Below are 18,813 nucleotides of genomic sequence, written 5' to 3'. Positions count from 1 at the left end.
TGTTGAATTAATCTTCAATTCAACTTTACATTGGGGCACTAATCAGCAGGACAAGCTGGAACTTCTAAACCGCGACGTTGATAGAAATCAGTCACGTATTCATCAAAAGTTCCCTGATCTAAAGCATCACGAATATCTTGGGTAAAACGTTGGTAATAACGTAAATTGTGGATCGTGCCCAACATAGAACCAAGCATTTCACCGCATTTTTCTAAATGGAATAAATAAGCACGGGTGAAGTTGCTACAGGTATAACAGTCACAATGTGGATCCAGTGGACTTTGATCATGACGATATTGGCTGTTACGAATTCGGACCAGACCATCAGTAACAAAATAATGACCATTACGTGCATTTCGAGTTGGCATCACACAGTCGAACATATCGACACCGCGACGAATTGCTTCAACGATATCTTCTGGTTTACCCACACCCATCAAATAACGTGGTTTATCTTCTGGCATTTTTGCAGGCAGGTAATCCAAAACTTTGATCATTTCTTCTTTGGGTTCACCTACAGATAAACCACCAATCGCAAAGCCATCAAAATCAATTTCTTTAAGACCGTTTAAAGACTCTTCACGAAGGTCTTCATACATTCCGCCTTGAATGATTCCAAACAATGCGTTTCTATTTTTTAAAACATCGTGATGCTGTGTTTTACAACGCTTCGCCCAACGTAATGACAGTTGAAGCGATTTCTGTGCTTCTTCATGGGTTGCTGGGTATGGCGTACATTCATCAAAAATCATCACAATATCTGAGTTCAATGTATGTTGAATGTCCATTGAAATTTCAGGAGATAAAAAGACTTTTGAACCATCGATAGGTGAGCGGAAAGTAACCCCTTCTTCTTTGATTTTACGCATAGCACCCAGACTGAATACTTGGAAGCCGCCTGAATCAGTAAGAATCGGTTTGCCCCATTTCATAAACTCATGCAAACCGCCGTGTTCACGGATAACATCTAGTCCAGGACGTAAGTAAAGGTGGAAGGTATTGCCTAAAATAATTTGTGCTTTGATATCTTCGATATCGCGTGGCAACATGCCTTTAACTGTGCCATAAGTTCCCACAGGCATGAACACAGGTGTTTCAATTACACCATGTTCTAAAGTTAAACGACCACGACGAGCACGCCCCGACTGACCTAATTTTTCAAACTTCATAAATAACCTAAATCTGGCGAAAAAACAGTTCGCTGATTGATAATTGCAAAAGGGGGCTATTTTCCCTGATTTTATGGTCGAATACCAGTCATGTTGTTTTTCATAATGTTAAATTTAAAATTATTGATTTAGCGCTGTGAACATCAATAGATTAATGCAAGAATCATTTTTTATAGTTGAATAATTATTGTTTGAATATCAAGGTATTATTTTTATGCAGTTAAAAAGCGAAGAGTGGTTCGCTTTTTTAACTTAGATTTGGACAAGATAGAAAATTAGTCTTTTGCCTTACGACCGATAATAATCAAGGCGATAATTCCCAGAATCATGATAAATATCCCATAATGATTCCAAAAATTACGTTGCATTTTATTTTCTTGGTATTCAGGATTTTTACCTAATGTTGCAATGACATCATCAGGCAATTCATAAAAAGTATCTGGCTCTGCATCAGTCATGCCGACCAAGGTGCAGTCCCAAGTTTTGACATCTGCCCATAAGACTCCAAAGTGACTACATTTATATCCTGCATTTAAACTTTTAAGATCATCATATTGACTTAATATTTCTTGTGGAAATGGTCCAACCTTAAACATTTCATCGCCTGTATTGAAAACTAACAGGCCTTTCGCTTGAGCAGGCGCTTGCCAGAGAAAACACAGACATAATATCATGAATAATTTTTTTAACATTTGATTTACTCCAATCTTTAGATTGTCTTTTTATTAAGTTGATCATTTTTAGTTGATCGTTTTGTTCTAAAAATAGTCATTTTTTAGCGGTTTGAAAATATCAGAAAATGATCGAAATGTCATTTTTTATGTTGAAAATAAACACAATTATGGCTAAATTTTTATTCAAATTTCCCTGTAGTGATTTAGGTAATATGTTTCGAGTCAACTATGCTCAATCGCCATAATCTATTCCTGATCATGGCTTTAAAGCTGACCCAAAAAAATTATTGAATTTATCAAACTGATTTAACACTTGTTCAACCTTGGCAATCCTTTGTTCTAAACTTCCTGTTAAAGCGATGTATGGAATCCGACGTTGTTTGAGATCTGCAATAATTTGTTGATGAAAAATAGCTCTTTTTTGTGGGCCACTACGATCCCAGGTGTCGTCATAAGCAATATCATCTTCACATAAGAAAAATAAGTCATAGCGCTGTGCATTTTCGAGTGCAAGTTGTTTGAGGTGCTCCGGTAGTCGGCCATGATAATCCATACAAAACATCGCTGTGGTTATCGCGTTGGTGTCTACAAATAAATAACAGTTTGCATCTAAAGTGGCCTGATCTTCGTAGGCGATATGACGATCTGCAATAATGTTGAAATCCTCAAAACCGATACGACGATCAACTTGGTAAGTTTCCCAATATTCACGCCCATATTCTGGGGCAAAAGTTGTTGCATACTTTTTCGCAAGTGCTTCAACTAAGGTAGACTTGCCTGTAGACATGGCACCAACAAAGACGACTTTGCTAATCAAATCTGCATAGACACAGTTGGGAATAAACTTCCGATTTTGGAAGGCATTTGCTCGAATCATTGTAGCGGAGATCGGCACCTGTAGACGTGGCTCATCCACTCTACGATCAATTGCATTGAGTGCCCTGCTGACATGCGTACCATAAAATTCACTACTATAAAAATGCGAAATTTTCACACCATTGAGCTTTTGAATGATGTAATTTTCTTGTTCTATTTCAAAAGCCCGATCATTGGAATAACCCTCAGGCCCATCCCATGCCTCAATCACATAAATTTGAGGAAATAAATCTCTGATCCATTGGGCGCGAATGTTCAAGGGAATGGTTGTAATTGAACTTTGATAGATCAATACATATAGCTCATCCACTTCCTGTAATGCTGTTTCAAATACATGTACATGCCCTGCATGTAAGGGGGCATATTTACCAAGTGTCAGTCCGATTTTTTTCATAGTTGTTAAATTCAATAGAATGAGTTTGAATGGTTTTGTGCAAGTTTATTCCAATTATAGTAACCATAGATGGCATTGATCAGAAAGGCCGACCACATCAATAACATCATTGCACCATCACCACTCCCATCAAGGGTTCGGATCGCCCACATTAAAATACTGAATATATTTAATGCAATATAGAACCACCATTGCTCTTTAAAACGCAGCAGCATCAAAATCGTTGCCGAGATTGCAAGAATATTGGTGGTTGCATCTATATAAGGCGTATTTTGAGTGGAAATTTGGGCAAGTAGGTAACCGAGTATAGCAATACAACCTATATTGCTCAGGATGATCAAAATCAAATAAGCATGCCGAAGGACATACGCCTGCTGTAATTGTTTTTCTTTGGTATGTTTCTGCCAAAGTAGCATGCCGATCAAAGCAGTTGGGACAAAGAACAAGAGATTCAGTCCCATTTCGCCATAAAGCCCGTTGTTATAGCAAATCCATGCATAAGCACAGCTATTGAATAAACCAAAACTATAATTGAGAATATTGCCTTTTGCTGCCAATACCACACAGAGAATTCCGCTGAGTAATACCACGAAATTAAACCATGTATCCTGTTGAACTAAGGTAATGATACAGCCGATGAAAATAAAACTAAAAAGCCAAACAATTTCAAATACATTCCAATTTTTGAAAAGAAGCCGAAAGGGTGAGGGAAAAAAGAGTTTCAACATAGGGTTTGTAATTCTAACGAATGCTGCTGGTGTTATTTGCTGGTAATTTATACCGGATTTAAATCTTACAGACAATTTGAAATTTCAGTTTAATCGTATGCAAGGACTGGATTGTTGCCTATTGTTTTTTACCAAGCCTTTTATATATGCATTATCATGATTCATTTTTATGTAGTTAATCAAGGGATGTTTGATCAAAGAATCTTCCCAACATTTCTTTGAGACTAGCATGTTTTTACCGCTACGTATTACCTTGCGAAACGATATTTTTCATCATTTAGAATAACTAAATTTCGTATTTCGTATTTCGTATTTCGTAGCTAGTATTGCTTAAAAAACACACGTAGTCGCAAACTTCGACGAATTGTCTACAGACCTTAGTTAAAATTAGGTTTGTAATCAAAATTCTGAGTGACCACATTGTCTGAAAATGGACGAATTGTTTTCTTTGCCAAAGTAATGGTATTGATCATATTGTTTGGAAAAATTTCGATGGTGTTATTAAATTCTTCAACATTACGGTTAAAGATGGTGATTGCTGCACCGACATTTTCATTTTGTTCTTGAATATCATCCATCATTTTTGCATACAAGGTATCCGCTTTGAGTTCAGGATAATTTTCAACCACCACATTTAAACTTTTCATTAAATCTTGATTGAGTTTTTCAACATGTTGCAGTTGAGAAACATCGGTATTGTTTAGATTTAGATTCAAAATTTGCTGACGTAACTCGGTCACTTTTTCTAAAGTTGATTTTTCAAACTGTGTATATTGCACCAAAGTTTGCTCTAAAGTTTCCAGTGTTTTTACTTTCTGGCGTTCAAAATTGGCAACCTCAGCCCATGCACGTTGTGTCGCATTGAAATAACGCACAATGTTATTTCTAACCAGAATACCCCAAACGATCAGAACAATAAAAATCCCAATAAATATGATTAAACCCATTTTGATTATTCCTTTTAATTTATGAAATCAAGTTTAGCATGCACTGTTTAAATTTTTCATATTCAGGCATGGTTAATGTTCTTAAATGTCCACGAAGTGCTGAAATATCCTGAAGCTTTTGTTTTTTACGACGAATGCGAAAGAGATCTTGATCTCCCATATAGCACAGCATATTTTCTTCAAAATGATAAACAATATCACCTGAATAGTGTTGAAAAAAATCACTTAATTTTAAGGTGATACTTGGACTAATGGTACGGGCAAGTTGATGTTGATCATAGCCAAAAATATATAAATTTTGATTGACCAGAATATCCGCAGTTTTCCATATTTGGGTATAGGGCGGAATAAATTCATGGTGTTTATTACTGGCAGCAAAGCCGAGGGCGGGTAATTGAAAAATAAAAGCGCCCCAGTGGTTTTTATGGGTTTCCTTAATTTTCTGTTTTTCACCCTGAGTATTGGGCAGTGAAAACTCATCGACATAATGATACTGAAACAACATCACATGATGTTCTTGTTCACCATCAAACCATTTGGTGGATGCAAATTGTTCAATCTCGTTCAACACATTGCCTTGCGAAAACAATGGAAAACTTTGTTTTAACTTGCTCATGACCAAAAAGGTATTGCTTGTTGTGGAGATATGACTTGGAGTTTTATTGAAATCTAATTCGTAGCGGAGAAACATCATGCGCTGTTCTAAAAAATTGATGACTTCATCAATTGGATCGCTTTGCTCATAAATTAAATAAGCACCAAAACAGCATAACAAGGCTGCTAATAGGCTCAGTGGATAGGGAATATAGTGATGAATCAGCCAACCAAAAAGTGCAGTCATTACCCCAATCATAAATAGCAGTCTGGGGATGAGGTTATGAAAAAATAATTCTCTACATTCTCCCCACGGATGTAACCCATCTAAAATATCTTGTGCAGATTGAGCCTGTTGTCCAATTTCCCAAAGCCGAGCGATATTGCGCATCACATGTTTATTTTTTCTTGTACGTAGGTGAAGTAATCGCTCAACGGTTTCTATAGGCATGGCAAATCATCATGATTAAAGGATATTAAAGTTCAAATTCCAGATTGATAAGTATGCGATAAATTATTGTATCGACAAAGTAAATTGTTTATTGTTCAACTTTATTTGTCTCATAATGGGGTTGGATTTCTTGTAGAATTGTGATCATTGAATCTTTTAGCTGTTCATAATTAGGCATGTTCATACTTTCAAGTTGTGCAGCTAAATCATGTACAGTTTGAACTTTATCGACTTGCATCTGCGGTTTGGTAATATCCGTTTTAAACAGCCAGCACAAAGTAGGGCGCTGGACTTGAACATAAAAATCACCTTTAAAATAAGTCATGGCTTGTTCAAGCATTAATACATGATTTGGTGTGAAAAATTTGGCAAGTTGCATTTCATTTGTACCACTTAATTGGTACTGATTGTCGAAACGAATATCCCCACTCGACCATTTTACGCCAAGACGGCAGGCTCGATTTTGTTTAGATGAAATGCTGATACCTTGAGCAGGGAAGTTCTCTAGGATGATCCCCCATAAATCATAATGACGATATTCAATCTTTTTCTTACCGTCTGAATCACGAGTTTCGACTTCATCCACATAATGATAATTAAACAGCATATATGGATAGTTGATACTGTTGATCTGCCAAGCGCCATAAATGCAATGACCAATGGTATTTTCATGATCCCCTAAACCAAATAACGGGAAATTATAGGGAGACTCAATATTTTCATCAAAGGCATTGGGATAGAAGCGAATTTGATATTTCACTTCTAGGTTCTTTTGATGAGTATCCTCAATCAATTGATTGAGGGCTTTTGTCGAAGTGCGCTTATAGAAAGCAAAAGCCACACTAGCGACTGTTGCTAGTAAGAGTATCGGGTGGGTAAAAATAGCCAGTACAAATAAGCCAATCGCAATCGCGATAAAAAGCCAAAAAGTATAATTTTGAATAGACAGACTCGGATCATCTTGCCAATTCTTTAAGCTTGTAATGATCTGTTCAAAATCTTGATTTGATGAGAGTAACTGATTGATCGCATGTATATTGTGCTGAGTCTTGCCATTGTTGGCGTGTTGTTGGCTAAAAGCATTTTGAATTTTTGTGAGTAAATCATTCATCTTTATTCATTATTGTGGCAAGTGCTTAGATGCCTGATTGTAACGAAAAAATGATTTTGAATGCAAAGTGTCGTGTTTAAACCACACTTTGCATATTGGTAGTCTGACTAAGCAATAACTTTTAAATAGGTTGCGCTTCGTTAGACCTTAGCCATTTGCGTTTTCAATCAACATTGCATCGCCATAACTAAAGAAACGATATTTGCTTGCAACAGCATGTTGATATGCGTTCATAATATTGTCACGGTTGGATAATGCAGATACCAACATTAACAAGGTAGATTCTGGTAAATGAAAGTTGGTGATCAAGCGATCAACCACACAGAACTGATACCCTGGATAGATAAAGATTTGTGTATCGCCTGTCCATGCGGCAATTTTTCCCCCAGACGCTTGCGCTGCACTTTCTAAGGCACGTGTTGCTGTCGTTCCGACGGCAATTACTTTGTTGCCACGTGCTTTGGTTTCTTGAATCAATTTTGCAGTTGCTTCAGGCACATCACACCATTCACTGTGCATGATGTGATTTTCGATCTGATCTGTGCGTACTGGTAAGAATGTTCCAGCACCCACATGCAAGGTTACAAAAGCTTTATTTACGCCTTTTTGCTCTAATTTTTCTAATAGGGCTTGGTCGAAATGCAAACTTGCTGTCGGTGCTGCTACGCTTGCCAATTTGGTTGGATCGTTAAACACGGTTTGATAGCGTTCTGTGTCAATGGCTTCTGCTTCACGGTTAAAGTAAGGCGGAATAGGTAGTTGTCCGTATAAATCTAAAACTTGCAAAATAGGCTGAGAAAATTCCACCACAAATAAGTTTTCATGACGCCCTGTTACCGTCACTTTAACTTCATCTTTGCCAATAAATAACTCAGCACCTGCTTTAGGCGAATTACTGGCTTTGATATGACAATGTGCAATGGTCTGATCAAAAATACGTTCAACCAAAACTTCAATAGCACCACCAGAGGCGCGTTTACCTTTTAAACGTGCTTTCATCACTTTGGTATCATTGAGTACCAATAAATCACCTTCATTGAATAAATCAAAAACATCGGTGAAGTGAAGATCTTGGTATGAACCCTCTGCATTGAGATGTAAAAGGCGAGAAGCGCTACGTGTTTCAAGTGGGTAGCGCGCAATGAGTTCGTCGGGAAGTTCGAAATTAAAATCGGAGAGTTGCATCATGAGGAAGAAAAACTGACATTTGGGATTTAAAAACTGCCGCTAGTATAGTCGTTTTTCAAATTAATGGCTGAAATTGATGTTTTATAATCCAAAAAAACCAGATCTGCCTTAAAATTAAACAAATGTGAAAACTTGTCGTTGACAAGAAAATGAAACGCGCTATTATACGCACACAACCTCTCCCGAGGTGGTGAAATTGGTAGACGCGGTGGACTCAAAATCCACTGTCAGCGATGACGTGTCGGTTCGAGTCCGACCCTCGGGACCATATATTATGAAAAGCCTTCAAGCATATTTAGACTTGAGGGCTTTTTTTATTGTTTGAAATTGGTGCTATCAGAACTTAAGAAATCAAATAAGAACATGAGTGCTTTAAAAAGAAAAAAACTGATTTTGATCAGTATGGACCAATTAATAGATTGGCATTTAAATGATGGTTTCGATGTTTAATTAAAATTACGTAATTTCTAGTGTTCCATCGCTCCCTCTTTAATGACGCATTTTTATAACAAGTATCAGTATGCGAGAAATAGCGCCTGATCACTTAACAACAACAGTTAAAATTTTTAATTTCAATCATTTAAAACTTAACCAAAGGTGTACATATTTCTTGCCTATAAGAAAATTAATTAATTATAGTTAAAAGTATTTTAAATAATTTGAAACTATTTTATTTTTTCTCGCTATTTCGAAAAATATCTAAATGATCTTTATGCAGGTTGTTCAGCAAAGAAGATTGGCTTTATTTAAGGAAAATCAAGGACACATCATGGGGATTCAGAAATCATAATCGGAGTAAAATTATAATGAATCTAAGTATTATGATCATCATTGGTTTAATCGTGTATTCGATAGCAGCCATGACTTATGTATACCGTTGGCGAGGAAATGTACGTTATGACTCACTCTCACAATATTTAAGAAAAAGTTGGCCTATATTTGCACCATTTAATTGTGTTCTGTATATGACGACACGCAGCTTTGCAAAAAAGCCAATATTAGATGCTGACTTTTTAGAAAATATTGAAGTACTTAGAGCCAATTGGATAATTATTAGAGATGAAGCAATAGCATTAGAGTCATCGGGTATATTTGAAGTGATCAAGACACCTGGAGCAGACGGTTATTATGATGTTGGTTTTCGCACTTTTTACAAACGTGGTTGGAGTAAATTTTACTTAAAATGGTACGGAACAACGCATGTTTCTGCGCAAAGATTATGTCCTAAGACATTGGAGTTACTTAATCAAGTTCCTGCTATTCGAGGTGCCATGTTTTCACTGTTACCGGCGGGTTCTGAACTGAGCTTACACGCTGATCCGATTGCTAGTAGCTTTAGGTATCATCTCGGTTTGGTGACGCCTAACTCTGAAACTTGTCAAATTAATATTGATGGACAAACTAGTACTTGGTTCAATGGTAAAGACTTTGTCTTTGATGAAACATATCCACATTTTGCATATAATACAGCGAATTCAGCGCGATTGATTCTGATGTGTGATGTTGATCGTCCAATGAACATATTTGGACGAATTTTTAACAGCGCTTATCGTATTCTTGTTAAAGGTACTGTTGTTCCAAATACACCTGAAGATAAAAGAGGGGTGTATAGTGCTATTTTTAAATTTTTTGCACCATTTAGACAGTATTCAATACAATTTCGTGAAAAGCATTTCAAAACTTATAAAATACTCAAATTCATTTTAAATATGAGCCTGCTATCCATCATTTTTATCGTCTTGTATGGGATGATCTATTTTTTCGAAATGCTTTTTTAAGGGATTAAAATAACTCATTTCCTCAATCATTTGAGAGATAACTTTAGTAAAGTTGTTGCTGAATTTCGCTATTTTGTCTTTGATCTTTGCAACCTCTCTGTCACTTATACATGCCAATAGCTTGATAAATACTTTATGGTTTGATTGCGATGATTTAAATTAGAGGTTTTTATCAAAAGCTTGGTTTTTTCTATTTAAATCATAAAAATATATAAAGCAGTAACTGATTGTGCATGTTAAATAAAATGTGAAATTTATCGAAAATTTCATCCCATTGTTTTTATTTGATTGTATTGCTGTTATATTGTTTTATGTGAACATTTGTAAGTGTTTCTCTAAAGCGATGTTTTCAAGTTTGTATGTGTTTGGAAGAAGTTGATATTTAAACGTTGGCGATTTAAATAACTAGCGTGTTAACTGAAAGTGCAAATGAGGTAAACATGAAATTAGAATTCTTAGAAGCTCATCAGACTGAACAGCTTAGTGCTTGTCAACTATCGTTGATTTTAGGTGTTTATACCACAGACAATAAAATTGAACGTTATTTACGTGTAGCTCGTGCTGTTCTCAATGTAGAAAATGCTTTTTTTACTTTTCATAATGAACCTTATATTTGGGTTGCCGATGAAAGTAGTGATTTTAAAGCAGCATCTATTGCTTGTAAATTGAGCTTATCACCATATTTTGGCAATCAGTGCATCATTTCAGAAATGCATAAAAATTATGAAAAATTCTCACAATATATGGTTGAAATTGGGATAAAACACCAACGTTTATTGTGCTACGATTTTAAGTTAGAAGATAACGACTCTATTGCACATGTTTATTTCTATGATAATAAAAAAACAACATTTACAAGCAAGCAACAGGCTTTATTAGAAGAACTTAGCTTAGGTTTGGTGACGATCTTAGAGCGTAAATCTGAATCCCAAGATTACTATGAGTTATATGAACAAGAACGCGCTTTAAATTTTAGTAAAACTAAGTTTTTCCAAGTTATTGCTCATGATTTACGTGCGCCTTTTCATGGATTGATTGGCTTCTCAGATGTCTTAGCAAACGAGCGTGAAACTTTGAGTGAAGAAGGTGTACAGGATATTGCAGATTATTTGCACGATACCTTGCAATCGACCTATTCCTTACTTGAAAACTTACTCAATTGGGCGATGGCAGAAGGTGGGCGCTTTGTTTATCACCCAATTAATTTTAAATTAAAACAGACCACAAAGATTGTTTACGATGTGCTTAAGCCTTTGGCAGTGAATAAAAATATACAACTGATTGAAAATGTTGCTGAAGATTTAAGTGTTTTTGCAGATATGAATATGGTGACCTCGGTGATTCAGAATTTGGTTTCGAATGCCTTGAAGTTTACCCGTACTGATGGTTCTGGAAAAGTTTCCATTGTTGCGCACCCAATAGGAAAAGATATAGAAATTATTATTCATGATACTGGTTTGGGAATGACTCAGTCGCAAATTGAGCAGCTGTTTGAACCACAGATCAAAGCCAGTATAAAAGGTACGATTGGGGAGCGAGGAACAGGATTAGGGCTGGTTCTATGTAAACGGTTTGTGGATCTCAATCATGGAAAAATCTCAGTAAGCTCTAAAACAGGTGAGGGAACGACTTTTATTGTTGCTTTACCTGCTGCAAAAAATACCCATCAAGCTTTGGTTTGTCCTGAAATCAAGCAAGATAAAATAAAAATTTCATAATTTTATATTTGAATAATTTAGATTGATTGTGAGTGGTGGTTTTTTGAGCTTTGTTTTTTAAGAAAAGTACAAAAACCTCCCTAAATGTAAAGCAAACTGCTATAAATAAGCTGATAAAACATAAGTACAGGCTTTTCAATGAACATTGAGCAATTGCAAAAAACATTACATGCAAGTCAGTATGCAGAACAAGTATTAAGTCTACATCAAGCCACTTTAGAACATGATTATGCAATTGATCAATTTCAACAATCGCTCAGTACAGCACAAATTCAACAACTCGTTTACGATCATTTAGTCAATATTCAAGATGAAAATACGTGGATGAAAGTCTTACGTATTCTTCGTGCACGCTTAATGTTTCGTTGGATTTGGCAAGATGCTAACCAACTGACCAATGTGGTGAAGTTGACACGAGAACTGTCTGATTTTGCAGATGCCTGTATCATTGCAGCAAAAGATTTTGCTCGGATTCCTTTGCTGGCAAAACATGGCGAACCGATAGGTTATAACGGCAAGCTTCAAGATTTGATCGTCATTGGGATGGGCAAGCTTGGGGCACAAGAGCTGAACTTATCTAGTGATATTGACCTGATTTTTGCCTTTGATGAGCAAGGAGAAAGCAATGGTCGTAAGTGTATTGATGTACAGCAATTTTGCATCTTGTGGGGGCAAAAGCTGATCTATTTATTAGATCATATTACTGCAGATGGTTTTGTATTTCGTGTGGATATGCGTCTACGTCCTTGGGGGGATGGTTCAGCACTGGCAATAAGTCATGTGGCTTTAGAAAAATATTTAAGTCAGCATGGGCGCGAGTGGGAACGTTATGCATGGATTAAGGCGCGTATTATCACAGGTGGACAAGACGGTGATAGTTTATTGGATATGACCCGCCCATTCGTTTTTCGTAAATATGTAGATTACACCGCTTTTGAAGCCATGCGTGAAATGAAAGCCATGATTGAACGTGAGGTGGCTCGGCGTAACATTGCAGACGATATTAAGCTGGGCGCAGGTGGTATTCGTGAAGTTGAATTTATTGTGCAGGTTTTTCAGCTGATTTATGGCGGAGCAAAATTAGAGTTACAAGACCGCCAATGCCTTGTTAGCCTAAAACATTTGGGTGAGGCGGGATTACTCGATCATCAATCCGTTGAGGATCTTGAAGAGGCTTATCTATTTTTACGACGTGTAGAGCATGCTATTCAAGCCTTGAATGACCAGCAAACACAATCTTTACCTACAGAACCTGAACTTCGTCAGCGAATAATTGATACCTTGGGTTTTGATGATTGGGCTGCTTTTATTGATTTTCTCAACCAAAAGCGCAGCAAGGTGACTTTCCAATTTGAGCATTTGATTAAAGAAAAAGGACTTGATTCTCCGATTGAAAGTTTTAGTCAGTTGGAAAGCCAGCTCAATGAGATCTTAGACCGTAATGCACAAAATCTGATTCATGAGTTTTGGTATGGTCATGCAATCAAGAAACTGCCTGCTAAAGCTGTACAGCGTTTAAAAGAATTTTGGCCGCATTTGGTTGAAGCAGTCCTACAGTCGAATAGTCCGCAAGTGGCTTTAATGCGATTGATGCCGTTGGTCGAATCTGTAATGCGCCGTACCGTGTATTTGGTGATGTTGATTGAAAGCAAAGGGGCGTTGCAACGTTTGGTCAAAATGGCGACAGTTAGTCCGTGGATTTGTGAGGAGTTGACTCATTATCCTGTTCTTCTGGATGAGTTTTTATCCATGGATTTTGAACTGCCTCGACGAGATTATTTGGAAGATTCGCTCCGCCAGCAATTACTGCGTATTGAAATCGATCAAGTTGAAGATCAAATGCGAGTATTGCGCTTATTTAAAAAATCCAATGTGCTTACCGTTGCTGCAAGCGATGTGCTGGCAGAAAGCCCGTTGATGAAAGTTTCGGATGCTTTAACAGATATTGCAGAAGTTTCTGTGATTGCAACATTAAACTTGGCTTATCAGACAGTTGCTAAGCGTCATGGTTATCCTGTCGATGCAGAAGGCCTGCGTTGTTCATTAGACCATATGGCCTATGCTGTGATTGGTTATGGCAAAGTAGGGGGCATTGAGCTAGGCTATGGTTCAGACCTCGATCTAGTTTTTATTCATTATATGGATGAACAAGCAGATACTGATGGTCAAAAGGCCATTAGTGGCTTTGAATTTGCCATGCGTGTTGCGCAAAAATTTATGTCTCTGATGACCACACAAACTTTAGATGGTCGAGTCTATGAAATTGATACCCGTTTACGCCCTTCTGGTGAAGCAGGCTTATTGGTCACCAGTTTAAAGGCATTTGAACAGTATCAACTCAAAAGTGCCTGGTTGTGGGAACATCAAGCAATTGTTCGAGCACGCTCAATTGCAGGTGAGCAAAGCTTAAGAGCAAAATTTGAAGAATTACGTTGTAGGGTTCTCACATTACCAAGAGAAGAAGAGACAGTTCGCAAAGAAGTCCTGAACATGCGTCAGAAGATGAAAGATCATTTGGGTTCCTCAAAAGATCAGAAAAAAGATGGAATTTTTCATCTAAAACAGGATGCAGGAGGTATCGTTGACATCGAATTTATGGCACAGTATGTCGTATTAGCCTGGAGTGGGACGAATCCTGATCTCGCCCATTATTCCGACAACGTACGAATCCTTGAAGATGCCGCAAAGGCAGGTTGCTTATCCAGCGACGATGTATCCGCATTGATTCAAGCTTATCTCAGTGAACGCGCCGAGAGCCACCGTTTGGCACTTGCAAATCATAATATGCAAGTGAGTGCTGCGGATTGGCACGATACCCGAGAGGTCGTTTGCAAGTTATGGCAAAGATTAATTGATCCAACAGCGAGTTTCGCTTTGGAAAGTGAATAATTGTGTAAAAATTTGGAGTGTGCGCCATGAATTTGGCTGATCGTGATGGTTTTATTTGGCAAGATGGACAAATGGTTGATTGGCGTGAAGCTAAAATTCACGTCTTAACTCATACATTACATTATAGTATGGGTGTTTTTGAGGGTGTCCGTGCTTATGAAACACCTAACGGTACTGCGATTTTCCGTCTCCAAGACCATACAAAACGTTTGTTAAATTCTGCAAAAATTTATCAAATGAAAGTTCCATTTGATCAAGCAACTCTTGAACAAGCTCAAATTGATGTTGTCCGTGAAAATAAATTGGCGTCATGCTATTTACGCCCAATTATTTTCATTGGTTCGGAAAAATTAGGTATCGCTGCAACTGATAATACCATTCATGCGACAGTTGCTGCATGGAGCTGGGGTGCTTACCTTGGCGATGAAGCAATGGCGAAAGGTATTCGTGTTAAAACCTCATCATTTACGCACCATCACCCTAACGTGACCATGTGTAAAGCCAAGGCTTCAGGTAACTATACTTTGTCTATTCTTGCACACCAAGAAGTGGCACATTCTGGTTATGATGAAGCAATGCTTATGGACCCTCAAGGGTATGTATGCCAAGGTTCAGGTGAAAATGTATTCTTAGTAAAAGATGGTGTATTACATACACCAGATATTGCTGGCGGGGCATTGGATGGGATTACGCGTCAAACGATTATCACCATTGCGAAAGATATGGGGATTGAAGTTGTTGAACGTCGTATTACCCGTGATGAATTCTATATTGGTGATGAAGCATTCTTTACTGGGACTGCTGCTGAAGTGACGCCGATCCGTGAATATGATGATCGTGAAATTGGTTCAGGCGCTCGTGGTCCGATTACTGAGAAGATTCAGAAAGCATTCTTTGATGCTGTTCAAGGTAAAGATCCAAAATATGCACATTGGCTGACTTATGTAAAATAAGTGGCTGCATGCAAAAAAAGGATTCCTAGAGGAATCCTTTTTTTGCTTAGATCTGGCTGTTGTAATAATTGAAAAAAAATTCCAAGGCTAAAATTTAGCTTTAAACTAAATAAAAGCCTTAATTAAACTTGATAAAAATCTCGATACCAATCTACGAATTGTTTAACACCATCTTCAACAGAGACCGATGGTTTGTATCCGACCATCTGTTCTAAAGCACTGCTATCCGCAAAAGTATCCGGCACATCACCTGGTTGTAATGGAAGTAATTCTAAAATTGCTTCTTTGCCTAAGGCTTTTTCAATAGCATGAATATATTCAATCAATTTTACTGGATTGTTGTTGCCGATATTGAAAATACGGAAAGGCGCATAACTGGTCGATGGATCAGGATTTTTGCTGTTCCAATTTGGATCAGGTTGCGCAATTTGATCACTTGAACGAATCACACCTTCCACAATATCTGAAATAAAAGTGAAGTCACGGGTATGGTTGCCGTGATTGAAAACAGGAATAGGTTGGTCTTCAATAATGTTCTTGGTGAACTTAAACAAAGCCATGTCTGGACGGCCCCAAGGACCATAGACAGTAAAAAAGCGTAAGCCTGTTGTTGGTAAATTGAAGAGATGGCTATAACTGTGCGCCATGAGTTCATTGGCACGTTTCGTTGCAGCATAGAACTGTACAGGATGGTTAACGCCATGTTTTTCACTAAATGGCATGGTGGTATTTGCACCATAAACACTACTGGTACTGGCATAAGTTAAATGTGGTGTTTTGGCATAACGGCATGCTTCAATAATATTGGTAAAGCCAATTAAATTACTTTCGACATAGCTCAATGGATTTTCTAATGAGTAACGGACACCAGCTTGTGCAGCCAAATGAATCACCCGATCAAATTGATGATCTTGAAAACATTGATCAACGATTGCTTTATCGGCAAGATTGGCATGAATAAAAGTGAATATTTGCTGGGTTTGTGCCGCCGTATCTTTGAGAACCGCTAATCGGGCTTGTTTTAATGCGGGGTCATAGTAATCATTCATATTGTCAAAGCCAACAACATCATCACCACGTTCTAAAAGTTTTTTTGCAACATTGAAGCCAATAAAACCTGCTGCACCTGTGACGAGGACTTTCATTCATCTGCTCCGAAAATATCTCGTGTATAGACTTTATCTAATACATCACTTAAGTCATTAGAAACCCGATTGGCAATAATCACGTCACTTTGCTGTTTAAATTGTACTAAATCATTGACGACTTTGGACTTAAAGAACTGGTCCTCTTGTAAAGTCGGTTCATAGACAATCACTTCAATACCCTTGGCTTTGATGCGTTTCATCACACCTTGGATTGCGGACGCTCTAAAATTATCTGAACCACTTTTCATCACTAGGCGATAAATACCAACTTTATTGGGGTTACGTGCAATCACCGAGTCTGCAATAAAGTCTTTACGCGTGCTGTTTGAGTCAACAATGGCTTGAATCAAATTACTTGGAACGTGATTATAGTTGGCTAAAAGTTGTTTGGTGTCTTTGGGTAGGCAATAGCCACCATAACCAAATGATGGATTATTATAGTGATTACCAATACGTTGATCTAAACAAACACCATCAATAATTTGATGAGTGTCTAAGCCAAAAATTTGCGCATAGGTATCCAGTTCATTGAAATAGGCAACGCGCATAGCGAGATAGGTATTGGCAAATAACTTAATTGCTTCAGCTTCAGTTGAATCGGTAAATAAAACAGGGCTGTCTTTTTTGATGGCCCCTTCGATCAATAAGTCAGCAAACAGTTTTGCCCGATCAGATTTTTCCCCAACAATAATGCGGGAAGGGTATAAATTGTCATGCAATGCCTTTCCTTCCCGTAAAAATTCTGGAGAAAAAATAATATTTTCAGTGTGAAATTTTTCTTTTAAACTCTTGGTGAAGCCGACAGGGACAGTTGATTTAATCACCATCACTGCATTGGGGTTGACCTCTAAGACTTGCTGAACTACGCTTTCGACACTTTGCGTATTAAAATAATTGGTTTTGGTGTCGTAATCCGTTGGTGTTGCAATAATCACAAAATCTGCATTGCAATACGCTGCTTGGTAATTTGTCGTAGCTGTAAAATTTAATGATTTTTCTTTTAAAAATAATGAAATATCCGCATCTTGAATGGGCGATATTTTATTGTTGAGCAAGTTAACCTTAGATTCTAAAATATCTACTGCAACAACTTCATGATGTTGTGCAAATATCATTGAATTGGATAAGCCAACGTAACCTGTTCCAGCGACTGCTATTTTCATAAAAACCTAATATAGAAAATGTGCTTGCAAAAGTTGTATTCAATTTCACAGCGCATTCATTCAAAAAAGATTGCTCAATAAAATATCGAACAATTAAAATGATCATGCTCAATGTGAATTGTTAACGCATCATAGCATATTCTCATGAAACAAATTGTTCAGCATATGCAATCGAATACAGTAACTTGGCGAGGGTAATGGTATGATATGGCGATTGCTCAGGTGGAAGATTGATGCATGCAGGTCAATGAATCAAATTTACAGTCGAATTTAGTTGAATCAGAACAGAATATCGTTTTGTGTATGAAGTGGGGCAGCAAGTATGGTGCTGAGTATGTCAATCGCCTATATAACATGGTGAAACGACATACCACAATTGATTTCCAAATGGTGTGTTTGACTGATCGTACGGAAGGTATTAATCCCGAAGTTCAATGCTTTCCAATTCCGCCATTAGCATTACCTGAAGGAAGTCCTGAGCGAGGATGGAATAAACTATCTACTTTTGAACCCAATTTATATGGTTTAAAAGGCAATTTATTATTTCTAGATCTTGATGTGGTCATTGTAGACAATATTGATGATTTCTTTACTTATCCCGGTGAATTTCTAATTATTCACGATTGGAAACGTCCTTGGCGTGTGACCGGAAATAGCTCAGTTTATCGTTTTAAGTTGGGCACCTTTCCTGAAATTTTGCCGTATTTTCGTGAAAACTTTAAAGAAATTAGTCATAAATTCCGAAATGAACAAGAGTATTTATCGTGGTATGTCGATCAGCAGCAAAAACTAAGCTACTGGCCAAAAGATTGGTGTAAGAGTTATAAATACCATTGCTTGCAAAAATTACCATTGGCTTATTTTAAGCCACCAGTAAAGCCACAAGATGCCAAAATTATTATTTTCCATGGGGAAATTAATCCACCTGATGCTGTGACTGGCGGTGGTGGTAAATGGTATCGTTATGTGTTGCCTTCAGACTGGATTAAAGACGCTTGGCAGTAATTTTATTTAGATCATTAGAAAATTTGA

At 37.4% G+C, this 18,813-nt stretch carries 15 protein-coding genes and 1 tRNA gene; 6 read left to right on the top strand and 10 right to left on the bottom strand.

Annotated features, from left to right (window positions below):
• Positions 1–38 precede the first annotated feature (38 nt).
• The 8 genes from tgt to queA form a co-directional block, all read right to left on the bottom strand.
• Entirely contained in the window at positions 39–1,169 is a 1,131-nt protein-coding gene (gene tgt, locus WFN33_RS12305) for a tRNA guanosine(34) transglycosylase Tgt (protein WP_336953419.1), read from the bottom strand.
• 275 nt (positions 1,170–1,444) lie between these two features.
• Entirely contained in the window at positions 1,445–1,861 is a 417-nt protein-coding gene (locus WFN33_RS12300; protein ID WP_336953418.1) for a hypothetical protein, read from the bottom strand.
• 238 nt (positions 1,862–2,099) lie between these two features.
• The gene (locus WFN33_RS12295; protein ID WP_336953417.1) at positions 2,100–3,113 is read right to left on the bottom strand and encodes an AAA family ATPase; all 1,014 of its coding nucleotides are present in this window, start codon (positions 3,111–3,113) and stop codon (positions 2,100–2,102) included.
• An 11-nt stretch (positions 3,114–3,124) separates the two neighbouring features.
• Complete coding sequence (pnuC, locus tag WFN33_RS12290) at positions 3,125–3,841, bottom strand: nicotinamide riboside transporter PnuC (RefSeq protein ID WP_336953416.1); 717 nt, start codon at positions 3,839–3,841, stop codon at positions 3,125–3,127.
• A 377-nt stretch (positions 3,842–4,218) separates the two neighbouring features.
• A complete protein-coding gene (locus WFN33_RS12285; protein WP_336953415.1) occupies positions 4,219–4,788 on the bottom strand; it encodes a LemA family protein in 570 nt (189 codons plus the stop codon).
• 19 nt (positions 4,789–4,807) lie between these two features.
• Positions 4,808–5,833 (bottom strand): hypothetical protein, encoded by a 1,026-nt coding sequence (locus WFN33_RS12280; RefSeq protein WP_336953414.1) that lies wholly within the window; start codon positions 5,831–5,833, stop codon positions 4,808–4,810.
• Positions 5,834–5,921: 88 nt separating this feature from the next.
• A complete protein-coding gene (locus WFN33_RS12275; RefSeq protein WP_336953413.1) occupies positions 5,922–6,944 on the bottom strand; it encodes a hypothetical protein in 1,023 nt (340 codons plus the stop codon).
• Between the two features lie 147 nt (positions 6,945–7,091).
• Complete coding sequence (queA, locus tag WFN33_RS12270; RefSeq protein ID WP_336953455.1) at positions 7,092–8,129, bottom strand: tRNA preQ1(34) S-adenosylmethionine ribosyltransferase-isomerase QueA; 1,038 nt, start codon at positions 8,127–8,129, stop codon at positions 7,092–7,094.
• Between the two features lie 184 nt (positions 8,130–8,313).
• Here queA and WFN33_RS12265 point away from each other — a divergent pair.
• The 5 genes from WFN33_RS12265 (at position 8,314) to WFN33_RS12245 (ending at position 15,470) form a co-directional block, all read left to right on the top strand.
• Positions 8,314–8,400, top strand: a tRNA-Leu gene (locus WFN33_RS12265).
• A 538-nt stretch (positions 8,401–8,938) separates the two neighbouring features.
• On the top strand, positions 8,939–9,910 hold the full coding sequence (locus tag WFN33_RS12260) for an aspartyl/asparaginyl beta-hydroxylase domain-containing protein (RefSeq protein ID WP_336953412.1): 972 nt from the start codon (positions 8,939–8,941) through the stop codon (positions 9,908–9,910).
• Between the two features lie 440 nt (positions 9,911–10,350).
• On the top strand, positions 10,351–11,628 hold the full coding sequence (locus tag WFN33_RS12255) for a sensor histidine kinase (RefSeq protein ID WP_336953411.1): 1,278 nt from the start codon (positions 10,351–10,353) through the stop codon (positions 11,626–11,628).
• Between the two features lie 138 nt (positions 11,629–11,766).
• Entirely contained in the window at positions 11,767–14,517 is a 2,751-nt protein-coding gene (gene glnE / locus WFN33_RS12250) for a bifunctional [glutamate--ammonia ligase]-adenylyl-L-tyrosine phosphorylase/[glutamate--ammonia-ligase] adenylyltransferase (protein ID WP_336953410.1), read from the top strand.
• A gap of 26 nt (positions 14,518–14,543) precedes the next feature.
• Positions 14,544–15,470 (top strand): branched-chain amino acid transaminase, encoded by a 927-nt coding sequence (locus WFN33_RS12245; RefSeq protein WP_004723137.1) that lies wholly within the window; start codon positions 14,544–14,546, stop codon positions 15,468–15,470.
• 122 nt (positions 15,471–15,592) lie between these two features.
• Here the strand turns inward: WFN33_RS12245 and WFN33_RS12240 are convergent, their stop codons facing one another.
• The gene (locus tag WFN33_RS12240; protein ID WP_336953409.1) at positions 15,593–16,615 is read right to left on the bottom strand and encodes an NAD-dependent epimerase; all 1,023 of its coding nucleotides are present in this window, start codon (positions 16,613–16,615) and stop codon (positions 15,593–15,595) included.
• A complete protein-coding gene (locus tag WFN33_RS12235) occupies positions 16,612–17,781 on the bottom strand; it encodes a nucleotide sugar dehydrogenase (RefSeq protein ID WP_336953408.1) in 1,170 nt (389 codons plus the stop codon). Before WFN33_RS12235 ends, WFN33_RS12240 begins: the two co-directional genes overlap by 4 nt.
• Positions 17,782–18,018: 237 nt before the next feature.
• Here WFN33_RS12235 and WFN33_RS12230 point away from each other — a divergent pair, with 237 nt between their 5' ends.
• Positions 18,019–18,786 carry a glycosyltransferase gene (locus WFN33_RS12230; RefSeq protein ID WP_336953407.1) on the top strand — a complete coding sequence of 256 codons (768 nt, stop codon included), beginning with the start codon at positions 18,019–18,021 and terminating at the stop codon, positions 18,784–18,786.
• Positions 18,787–18,813: the final 27 nt, after the last annotated feature.

Origin of the sequence: Acinetobacter sp. AS167, assembly GCF_037152175.1 — a bacterium.
Classification (GTDB): Bacteria; Pseudomonadota; Gammaproteobacteria; order Pseudomonadales; family Moraxellaceae; genus Acinetobacter.
This window is presented reverse-complemented; position numbering and strand designations above follow the sequence as displayed.

Coding starts and splice junctions, on each gene's coding strand:
- WFN33_RS12230 (WP_336953407.1), top strand. CDS start 18,019: ATGCAGGTCAATGAATCAAATTTACAGTCGAATTTAGTTGAATCAGAA.
- WFN33_RS12275 (WP_336953413.1), bottom strand. CDS start 6,944: ATGAATGATTTACTCACAAAAATTCAAAATGCTTTTAGCCAACAACAC.
- WFN33_RS12295 (WP_336953417.1), bottom strand. CDS start 3,113: ATGAAAAAAATCGGACTGACACTTGGTAAATATGCCCCCTTACATGCA.
- WFN33_RS12300 (WP_336953418.1), bottom strand. CDS start 1,861: ATGTTAAAAAAATTATTCATGATATTATGTCTGTGTTTTCTCTGGCAA.
- WFN33_RS12255 (WP_336953411.1), top strand. CDS start 10,351: ATGAAATTAGAATTCTTAGAAGCTCATCAGACTGAACAGCTTAGTGCT.
- glnE (WP_336953410.1), top strand. CDS start 11,767: ATGAACATTGAGCAATTGCAAAAAACATTACATGCAAGTCAGTATGCA.
- WFN33_RS12240 (WP_336953409.1), bottom strand. CDS start 16,615: ATGAAAGTCCTCGTCACAGGTGCAGCAGGTTTTATTGGCTTCAATGTT.
- WFN33_RS12245 (WP_004723137.1), top strand. CDS start 14,544: ATGAATTTGGCTGATCGTGATGGTTTTATTTGGCAAGATGGACAAATG.
- WFN33_RS12280 (WP_336953414.1), bottom strand. CDS start 5,833: ATGCCTATAGAAACCGTTGAGCGATTACTTCACCTACGTACAAGAAAA.
- pnuC (WP_336953416.1), bottom strand. CDS start 3,841: ATGTTGAAACTCTTTTTTCCCTCACCCTTTCGGCTTCTTTTCAAAAAT.
- WFN33_RS12260 (WP_336953412.1), top strand. CDS start 8,939: ATGAATCTAAGTATTATGATCATCATTGGTTTAATCGTGTATTCGATA.
- tgt (WP_336953419.1), bottom strand. CDS start 1,169: ATGAAGTTTGAAAAATTAGGTCAGTCGGGGCGTGCTCGTCGTGGTCGT.
- queA (WP_336953455.1), bottom strand. CDS start 8,129: ATGCAACTCTCCGATTTTAATTTCGAACTTCCCGACGAACTCATTGCG.
- WFN33_RS12285 (WP_336953415.1), bottom strand. CDS start 4,788: ATGGGTTTAATCATATTTATTGGGATTTTTATTGTTCTGATCGTTTGG.
- WFN33_RS12235 (WP_336953408.1), bottom strand. CDS start 17,781: ATGAAAATAGCAGTCGCTGGAACAGGTTACGTTGGCTTATCCAATTCA.